We start from the raw sequence: 8,586 nt of genomic DNA on the forward strand, positions 1-8,586 counted from the left end.
CGATACGGCAAAATGAGGGTGTGAGTGCCCAGTCTGCCCCCGAGCTTGCCCATGTGCGCCCCCTGCTGGCCGATGCCGTGGGGTTGGCGCGGCAGGCGTTGACCGACCTCGGAGAGGGTGAGGTCGGCGCGCATCTCGGCGTCACCTACGAGGACGAGTGCTCGGCGACGCATCGTTTCGAGACGACCCTGCCCGGTTACCGCGGCTGGCAGTGGGCGGTGGTCCTGGCCGCCGCCCCCGACAGCGACCGGGTGACGGTGAGCGAACTGGCACTGCTGCCCGGCCCCGACGCGCTGACCGCACCCGACTGGCTGCCCTGGGACGAGCGCGTCCGCGCGGGCGACCTGAGCCCGGGCGACCTGCTGGCCCCGCGCGCCGCCGACCCGCGGCTGGTGCCCGGATACGTGGCCAGCGGCGACCCCGAGATCGACGACCTCGCCCGGGAGGTCGGCCTCGGCCGCAAGCAGGTGCTGAGCCTCGAGGGGCGGCTCGACGCAGCCGAACGCTGGCACGACGGCGACTACGGCCCGGACTCGGAGATGGCGAAGGCGGCGCCCTCGATCTGCGCGCTGTGTGGCTTCTACCTCCCGCTGGCGGGCTCGATGCGCGCCGCGTTCGGGGTCTGCGGCAACGAGATGGCCGCGGACGGCCACGTGGTGCACGCGGAGTACGGCTGCGGCGCGCACTCGGACACCGAGCTGCCGACCGGTGCCGGCAGCCCGCAGTTCGACGCGTACGACGACGGTGCGGTGGAACTGGTCCTGCTGCCCGCGCCCGAGGAGACCGAGGCAGAGGCGGCGCCCGCAACCGAGTCTGTGACCGAGACCGAGATCGAGGCAGCGCAGGCAGTCGAGCCCGAGTCCACCGAGACCGCGGCGGATCCGGCATCGACGGACTGACGGCACCGGATCCCTTCGGCGTCGACGCGCTGCGGGCCGCCACGCTGCTGGCCTGGACGTCCTCGCCGACCCGGCTCCGCGAGGACGCCGCGACCGAGGCGGACCTGGTCCGTGGCGGCTACCGTGACCGGCTCGGCACGGAGCTGGCGCAGAACGCCGCCGACGCGGCGACTCGGGCGGGCGTTCCCGGCCGACTGCAGGTCTGGCGCGACGGCCGCGACCTGCACGTCGCGAACGTCGGCGCGCCGCTGGACGTCGTGGGGGTGCAGGCCCTGTCGGCGCTGCGGGTCTCCGGGAAGGGCGTCACCGGCGTCGGACGTTTCGGGGTGGGCTTCACCGCCGTCCTCGCGGTCAGCGAGGAGGTGGAGCTGCGGTCGACTACCGGGTCGATCACCTTCTCCGCCAAGCGAACCCGGAGCGAAATGCGCTCCGCGGGGCTTGCCGAGCCGGAGCACGGCGTGCCGGTGTTGCGACTGGTGTGGCCGAACGATCGGCCGCCGCGCGCGGGTTTCGACTCCGAGGTGGTGCTCGAACTCCGGCCCGACGTGGACGGTGCCCGGCTGATCGACGGCCTCGTCGCGGAGGCCGCCGACTTGCTGCTGGAACTTCCTGCCCTGCAGTCGATTCAGATCGAGGAGCGGGTGTTCGTGCGCATCGAACGACCGCTCGGCGACGGCCCGCTCACGGTCGTCGAGATCGCCGACCGGACCTGGTGGCAGTTCACGGCGACCTCCGCTCGGTGGTTGGTTCCGGTCGACGGCGGCCGGGTGCGTCCGGTCGAGTCCGACGTCCTGCGGGCGCCCACCCGCTCCGACGAGGAGTTGTCGCTGCCGGCGATCGTGGTGGCGGACGCCGAGCTGCAACCCGACCGCCGGCGCATCATGCCTGGAGCGGCGCTGGCGCACCTGGTCGATGGCTACGCGGATTTCGTTGCTGCTCTACCTGTTTCGCAGCGGCTGGCGCTGGTCCCGGTGCCGGGTTTCGCGCGCGGCGAGGTCGACGAGCAACTGCGCGAAGGGGTGCTGCGCGAGCTGGCGGACAGCCGGTGGCTGCCAGGTGTCGGTGACGTCACCCTGGCGCCGCGTGAGTCGAGTGTGCTGCCCGGGCTCACCGCCGACCTGGCGGCGCTGCTGGTGGATGCGGTGCCCGGGCTCGTCGTGCCCGAGCTGTCCGGGCCCGGCAGTGCGCACGCGCTGGCCGCGGTGGGAGCGCATCGCATCGGGCTGGCCCGCCTGGCCGAACTGCTGTCCGGGTTGCACCGCGAACCCGGCTGGTGGGGATCGCTCTACCAGGAGCTCGAGCCGTTGGTGGTGGATGCACTCGCGGTCGAGGAATTGGCCGCGGTGCCGGTGCCGCTGACCGACGGGCGCACCGTGACCGGTCCCCGGACCACGGTGCTCGGCCGCGACGATCTCGGCGTCGCGGGTCGCGGGGTCGACTGGATCCGGTTGGTGCATCCCGACGCCGCGCATCCGCTGCTCGCCCGACTCGGCGCGGGCACGGTCGGCCCGCTCGACGTGCTCGCCGACCCGGCGTTGCGGGCGCGCATCGAGGACGTCGACTACGAGGACTCACTCGCTGCAACGGAACTCGCGGATGCGGTGCTGCCGTTGGTGGCGGCCGTCGACGGTCGCGGTGACCTGCCGGGTTGGCTGGGGGAGTTGCCGTTGCCCGCCGCCGACGGGGAACTGCGCGCGGCGGACGAACTGCTGTTGCCGGGCGCGCCCCTTGCGGCCGTCCTGGCGTCGGACTCGCCGTTCGGCGAGGTCGCGACGCCGGTCGTGGAGAGGCACGGTGCCGAGGCGCTGCGTGCGCTCGGCGTCGGCTGGTCCTTCGCGGTGCTGCGCGCGGAGCTGCCCACCGGACCCGAACACGACCTCGACGACGAGGCCGGATGGTGGGCGACGCTGGCCACGGACCCGGAGGAGCTCGTCGCGGTCCGAGATCTCGACCTGGTGGACCCCGCCGCGTGGCCGGCCGCGCTGGCGCTGCTGGCGGCGGAGCCTGGCACGGCGGCGTTGCTGGCCGATCGGGACGGCTACACCGCGTGGTGGCTGCGTGAACACGCCCGGATGGACGGCGAGGCGCTCGGCTCGCTGCGCGGACCGGACGACCGCACCTTCGAGGGTCTGCTCGACGTGCTCGACCACCCCGACGCGGGCGCCATGCCGGGGGTGCTCGTTTCCGATCGGGTGGACGGGACCGCCCTCGCGGGGCTGCTGCTCGACCGGCTCGCCGATCCCGGGCGCGACCCCAGCCCGGCCGTCGTCGCCCGGGCCCACCGGTTGCTGGGTGAGTCGACCGCCGCCGGCATTCTCGACCTGGACGCGCTGTCGCCGCCGTCGCGGGTGCGCACGGTCGCGGGTGCGCTGGCCGATCCCGCCGAGGCAGTGGTGCTGGACCGGCCGTGGTACGCCGCGGCGGTCCCGCCCGAGCTGTTGGTGGTCGGGGACCTGCCGACCGCCCCGGCCCTTGCCGAGCTGTTGGACCTGCCGCCCGCATCCGAGGCGGTGCGGGGCGAGGTGGTCGGTGCGGGTCGGGTCAGCGACTGGGACCGGGAACCGGGCGCTGTGCTCGCGCACGTGGCGCTGGGGCGGCCGTTGCCGCGCGGGACGATGGTCGTGCACGACCGGCTGCTGGTGCGACTGTCCGGTGCGCTGGAGCGCGAGGTCGAACTGCCCTGGTGGGTGGACGAGTCGGGGCGCACCCACGTGGCCGAGTACACGTACTTCCTCGGGTGGCGGGGTGTCGGGGATCGTGACGAACTGCGATCGGAGTCACCGGATGTGGATTGACCAGAGCGTCCTCGACGCCATGCTCCGGGTCCGGACACCGTGGCTGACGGACGTCGTCACGGTCGTCACCGAGCTGGGCGGCACGCTCGCGTCGTGGGTGATCACGGTGATCGTCTCGGTCGCGTTGCTGGTGCGGCGTCATCCGCGCGAGGCGGAGATGGTGGCCGGCGCGATGCTCAGCGGGCTGCTCGTGATGACCGGTCTCAAACTGCTGTTCGGGCGGGCCCGACCGCCGTTCCCGGAGCGCCTGGTCGACGAGGCCACGCACTCGTTCCCGTCCGGGCACGCCATGATGTCGGCCATCCTGGTCTGCGTGGTGGGGGCGGCCCTGGTCCGCGTGATCGGTCCGCGTGCGCGCAATCCGGTGGTGTTCGGCATGCTGGCGCTGTGGACCGTCGCGATCGGGTTGTCACGGGTGTACCTGGGCGCGCACTGGCTCACCGACGTGCTCGCCGGGTGGGCGTTCGGGGTCGCGTGGGCGGCGTTGTGGATCTGGGGTGTCTCGCGCTTCGGCTCGGTCGCGGACAAATCTCGGGAATCCACCACCGATTCCTCGTGACTTCTCTATCCTGACCCAACCTGGACGTCTGTCCAGCAGAAGGTTCAGGAGAAGCAACCCATGGCGACGAGACGTGTCCACCTGACTCGCACCGCGATCGCGGTCCTGGTCATCGCCCCGTTGGCACTGCTCGGCTTCTACATGTGGGCGCTCTGGGACCCGGGCGACACGGTCTCGCGGATGCCGGTTGCCATCGTCAACGCCGATGCGGGCGCGGACCTGGACGGCACCCGGCTCCAGGCCGGCAACGACGTGGCGCAGGCGCTGCTCGACGGCGGCGACGTCCAGTGGCACGAGGTGAGCCTCGCCGACGCCAAGGCGGGTGTGGAGGACGGCCGCTACTACTTCTCCGTGGTGATCCCGGAGGACTTCAGCAAGAACATCGCCAGTGCGGGCAGCGGTAACGGCAGCAAGGCGAAGCTCGACGTGGTCTACAACGACCACAACAGCCTGGTGGCCGGCCCGGTCGGGGAGAGCGTCGTCGCGCAGGTGCGCTCCGCGGTCTCGGAGAGCATCGGCGAGCAGTCCGTCGACCAGGTGCTCGTCGGGCTCGGCGACGTAGGCAAGGGTCTCGACGACGCGGCTGCCGGTGCGCGTCAGCTCTCGGCCGGCACCGGCGAGGCCCTGACCGGCGTCACCCAGCTCTCCGACGGCAGCGTCGAGCTCTCCAAGGGCCTGCACGAGGCCTACGCGGGCAGCGGCCAGCTCGCGTCGGGCTCCGGCCAGCTGGCCGGCGGCGCGGACGAGGCCAAGGCCGGGTCCGGTGAACTCGCCGGCGGAATGTCTCAGCTGGTGGCCGGCACCGACCAGCTCGGCGCCGGGGCGAAGCAGATCAGCGAGGTCATCGACACGGTGGTCACTCCGCTGCTCGACGCCGCCGTCGCCGCGGGCCTGCCGACCGGCGCGGAGGACATCGCCGGTCAATTGCAGCAGCTTCGCGACGGTGCACGGCAGCTCGCCCACGAACTGTCCGACCCGAAGGCGGAGTACCGCGGGGGCCTGGAGTCGGCCGCCGCGGGCGCGAAGGAACTGAACACCGGGCTCGGCCAGCTGGCGTCGGGCGCGCACGAGCTCAACGCCGGTGCCAACGAACTCCACACCGGTCTCGGCCAGCTCGACGCGGGTGGCACCGAGCTCAGCGCCGGCCTCGGCCAGCTCAAGGACGGCGTCGGCCAGCTCGACGCGGGTAGCGCCCAACTGGCGACCGGGCTCGCCGACGGCGCCAAGCAGGTTCCGCACTTCACGCCGACCGAGCGGGAGGCCACGGCCGGCCTGCTCTCGTCGCCGGTTGCGGTCAGCGAAAGCAACCTGAACGTGGCTGCGGGCTTCGGTCCCGGCGCCGTGCCCGTGGTGATGTCGGTGCTGCTGTTCCTCTGCGGCATCCTCACCTGGTTCGTGCTGCGGCCGCGAGGCGGTCGCAGGGACGAGGAGAACCTGGACGAGGGCGTCGTGCGTAGCGGACTGCGCCGGTACCGGGCGCCCGCCGTGATCACCCTGGTCGCGGCCCTGGTGCTCTCGGTGGTCTCGTTGACGGTCGCGAAGGCGGACCCGCCCAGCGTGCTGGCGATGGTCGCGGTGATGATCCTGATCGGTGCGGCCGGGGTGGCGCTGGGCCGGGTGTTCACCGTGGTGTTCGGGCCGGTCAACGGCACGTTCATCGCGCTAGGCGCCCTGATGATCCAGATCTTCGCGTTCGGTGGCGTGTACCCGATCGAGCAGATGCCGGCTCCGATCCGCATGCTGCACGACCTGATGCCGCTGACCTATGCACGCAACGCCCTGCGGATGGTCCTGGTCGGGTACGACGGTCCTCGGTTCTGGCTGGCGATCGCGGTGCTGGCGGCCCTTGTCGCCGGGTCGGTGGTGTTGACCATCTGGTGGCGACGCCGCCGGCGCGACGAGGTCGAGGACGAGTTCGACATCGACCCGGACACCGAGCGGATCCCGGTCTTCAGCTGAGGCCGCGCTGGGCGGTCCGGCTGCCGCGCCGGGCCGCCGCGCGTTGGACCAGGTAGAGCGCGAAGCCCGCCGCGCCGACCGCGAGTCCCGCGTAACAGATCGGCAGCGCGGACGCCCACCGGTCGCCCGCGGCGAGCACCACGATCGTGGCGACCAGCCAGGCCGTCGTACCGATCGCCACGACCGGCCGCGGATCGGTCAGTCGGGCAGGAAGGGGAGGTGAGGTGTGGGTCACGCAAATAACGCTACAGCTGTCATTCATTTAACCTGCCAAGTGCGACGCGCACCTTCGGCGATGGAGAAATGAACGATATGGCTGGCACCTCGAGGCTCCTCGACAACTATTTCAAGATCACCGAACGCGGCTCGTCAGTGAGCAAGGAGGTGCGCGGCGGCCTCGTCACCTTCGTCGCGATGTCCTACATCGTGGTGCTCAACCCGCTGATCCTCGGTAGCTTCTCCGCCGACGACGCGGCCGCGAAGACGGACGTGCTCGGCCACATCCTGCCCGTCGCCCAGGTGGCCGCGGTGACGGCGCTCGTCGCGGGAGTGATGAGCATCGTCTTCGGCATCGTCGCGAACTATCCGTTCGGCATCGCCGCCGGCCTCGGCATCAACACCCTGCTGGCGGTGACCATCGCGCCGCAGGTCACCTGGCCGGAGGCCATGGGCCTGGTGGTGATCGACGGAATCATCATTGTGGTGCTGGCCATCTCGGGTTTCCGGACCGCCGTGTTCAACGCGATTCCCGACGAACTCAAGTCCGCCATCGCGGCCGGCATCGGCATGTTCATCGCGTTCATCGGTTTCGTCGACGCCGGTTTCGTCCGCCGCATCCCCGACGTCGCCGGCACCAGCGTCCCGGTCGGGCTCGGCATCGGTGGTTCCATCGCGTCCTGGCCGACGGTGGTGTTCGTGTTCGGGGTGCTGCTGATGGGAATCCTGGTGGCGCGCAAGGTGCGCGGCGGACTGCTCATCGGCATCGTGGTCACCACGGTGCTCGCCGCGATCCTCGAATCGGTCTTCCACATCGGCGCGTCCAAGGGCGTGGACCCCAAGGGCTGGAACCTCAGCGTGCCCGGACTGCCCGACGTGCTGACGCAGATGCCGAACCTGAGCCTGGTCGGAGACGTCAACCTCTTCGGTGCGTTCACTCGAATCGGCGTGCTGTCGGCGAGCCTGCTGGTCTTCACCCTGGTGCTGGCGAACTTCTTCGACGCGATGGGCACGATGACCGGTCTCGGCAAGGAGAGCAACCTCACCGACGAGCACGGCACCCTGCCGAACATCGGCCGGGCCTTGGTCGTCGAGGGCGCCGGTGCCATCGTCGGCGGTGGCGCGTCGGCCTCGTCGAACACCGTGTTCGTGGAATCGGCGTCCGGCATCGCCGAGGGTGCCCGCACCGGACTCGCGAACGTCGTGACGGGTCTGCTGTTCCTGGCCGCGATGTTCCTGACGCCGCTGTACTCGGTGGTGCCGATCGAGGCGGCCGCCCCGGCGCTGGTCGTGGTCGGTGCGTTGATGATCGGGCAGGTGCGCGACATCGACTTCACCAAGTTCGAGGTGGCGCTTCCGGCCTTCCTGACCATGGTCGTCATGCCGTTCACCTACTCGATCGCGAACGGCATCGGCGTCGGGTTCATCACCTGGGTCGTGATCGGTGCGGCGAGCGGCAAGGCCAAGAAGATTCACCCGCTGCTGTGGGTGGTCGCGGCGCTTTTCGTTGCCTACTTCGCTGTCGGTCCTATAACTGACGCCATTACCTGAACCAGTTGTCACGCAGTGCCGTATCCTCCGTAGGTGACCATGGATACCCGCTCACTCGCCAGCGATCTCTCCCTGGCAGTCGTGCGTCTTTCGCGACACCTGCGCGGTCGGCGCACCGACTCCCCGGTGTCGTTGACCCAGCTGTCCGCGCTCGCCAGCCTCGATGAGCACGGACCGATGACACCGGGCGGACTCGCGTCGCGGGAGCGGGTGCAACCGCCGTCGATGACTCGGGTCATCGCATCGCTTGCGGACGCGGGCATGGTGCTGCGCACCCCGCACCCGACCGACGGACGCCAGATCATCGTCTCGCTCACCGACGCGGGACAGGCGCTGCTCGCCGACGAGACCTCGGCCCGCGAACAGTGGATGACCGACCGGCTCGCGGGCCTCGACGACCATCAGCAGGCCGTACTGCGTCAGTCCATCGACATCATCGGCGGGATCGTCAACGACTCCGAGTAGGCGAGCAGGGCTGTAGGTCGCTCCGCAGGCTCCACTCCTGTTGTGTTGGTCGCTCCGCAGGCTCCACTCCTGTTGTGTTGGTCGCTCCGCAGGCTCCACTCCTGTTGTGTTGGTCGCTCCGCAGGCTCCACTCCTGTTGTGT

General features: G+C 70.8%; 7 protein-coding genes. 6 read left to right on the top strand and 1 reads right to left on the bottom strand.

Going from position 1 to position 8,586, the window contains the following annotated elements; translation table 11 throughout:
• Nucleotides 1–20: 20 nt before the first annotated feature.
• From ACFVH2_RS11580 to ACFVH2_RS11595, 4 genes are read left to right on the top strand one after another with little or no spacing between them, the layout of a single operon-like run.
• Nucleotides 21–899, top strand: a complete 879-nt coding sequence (locus tag ACFVH2_RS11580) for a DUF3027 domain-containing protein (protein ID WP_378424571.1) — start codon at nucleotides 21–23, stop codon at nucleotides 897–899.
• Nucleotides 896–3,694 carry a sacsin N-terminal ATP-binding-like domain-containing protein gene (locus ACFVH2_RS11585; protein ID WP_378424716.1) on the top strand — a complete coding sequence of 933 codons (2,799 nt, stop codon included), beginning with the start codon at nucleotides 896–898 and terminating at the stop codon, nucleotides 3,692–3,694. The genes ACFVH2_RS11580 and ACFVH2_RS11585 overlap by 4 nt, the downstream gene beginning before the upstream one ends.
• On the top strand, nucleotides 3,684–4,253 hold the full coding sequence (locus ACFVH2_RS11590; RefSeq protein ID WP_378424572.1) for a phosphatase PAP2 family protein: 570 nt from the start codon (nucleotides 3,684–3,686) through the stop codon (nucleotides 4,251–4,253). The genes ACFVH2_RS11585 and ACFVH2_RS11590 overlap by 11 nt, the downstream gene beginning before the upstream one ends.
• Nucleotides 4,254–4,313: 60 nt before the next feature.
• On the top strand, nucleotides 4,314–6,212 hold the full coding sequence (locus tag ACFVH2_RS11595) for a YhgE/Pip family protein (RefSeq protein ID WP_378424574.1): 1,899 nt from the start codon (nucleotides 4,314–4,316) through the stop codon (nucleotides 6,210–6,212).
• Here ACFVH2_RS11595 and ACFVH2_RS11600 read toward each other — a convergent pair.
• Nucleotides 6,205–6,447 (bottom strand): DUF2530 domain-containing protein, encoded by a 243-nt coding sequence (locus ACFVH2_RS11600; protein WP_378424576.1) that lies wholly within the window; start codon nucleotides 6,445–6,447, stop codon nucleotides 6,205–6,207. The two genes, ACFVH2_RS11595 and ACFVH2_RS11600, sit on opposite strands and share 8 nt — an antisense overlap.
• Nucleotides 6,448–6,524: 77 nt before the next feature.
• Between ACFVH2_RS11600 and ACFVH2_RS11605 the strand changes: the two genes are divergently transcribed.
• Both ACFVH2_RS11605 and ACFVH2_RS11610 read left to right on the top strand, forming a co-directional pair.
• Nucleotides 6,525–7,979: an NCS2 family permease gene (locus tag ACFVH2_RS11605; RefSeq protein WP_378424718.1), complete on the top strand. Its 1,455-nt coding sequence runs from the start codon at nucleotides 6,525–6,527 to the stop codon at nucleotides 7,977–7,979.
• 33 nt (nucleotides 7,980–8,012) lie between these two features.
• Nucleotides 8,013–8,444, top strand: a complete 432-nt coding sequence (locus tag ACFVH2_RS11610; RefSeq protein WP_378424578.1) for a MarR family winged helix-turn-helix transcriptional regulator — start codon at nucleotides 8,013–8,015, stop codon at nucleotides 8,442–8,444.
• The last annotated feature ends 142 nt before the right edge of the window (nucleotides 8,445–8,586 follow it).

Source organism: Rhodococcus sp. NPDC127527, from assembly GCF_042672245.1.
Lineage (GTDB): Bacteria > Actinomycetota > Actinomycetes > Mycobacteriales > Mycobacteriaceae > Rhodococcus_G.

What these genes read in the sequence shown, in the direction of transcription:
- ACFVH2_RS11590 (WP_378424572.1), top strand. Translation starts at nt 3,684, where the DNA reads ATGTGGATTGACCAGAGCGTCCTCGACGCCATGCTCCGGGTCCGGACA.
- ACFVH2_RS11595 (WP_378424574.1), top strand. Translation starts at nt 4,314, where the DNA reads ATGGCGACGAGACGTGTCCACCTGACTCGCACCGCGATCGCGGTCCTG.
- ACFVH2_RS11605 (WP_378424718.1), top strand. Translation starts at nt 6,525, where the DNA reads ATGGCTGGCACCTCGAGGCTCCTCGACAACTATTTCAAGATCACCGAA.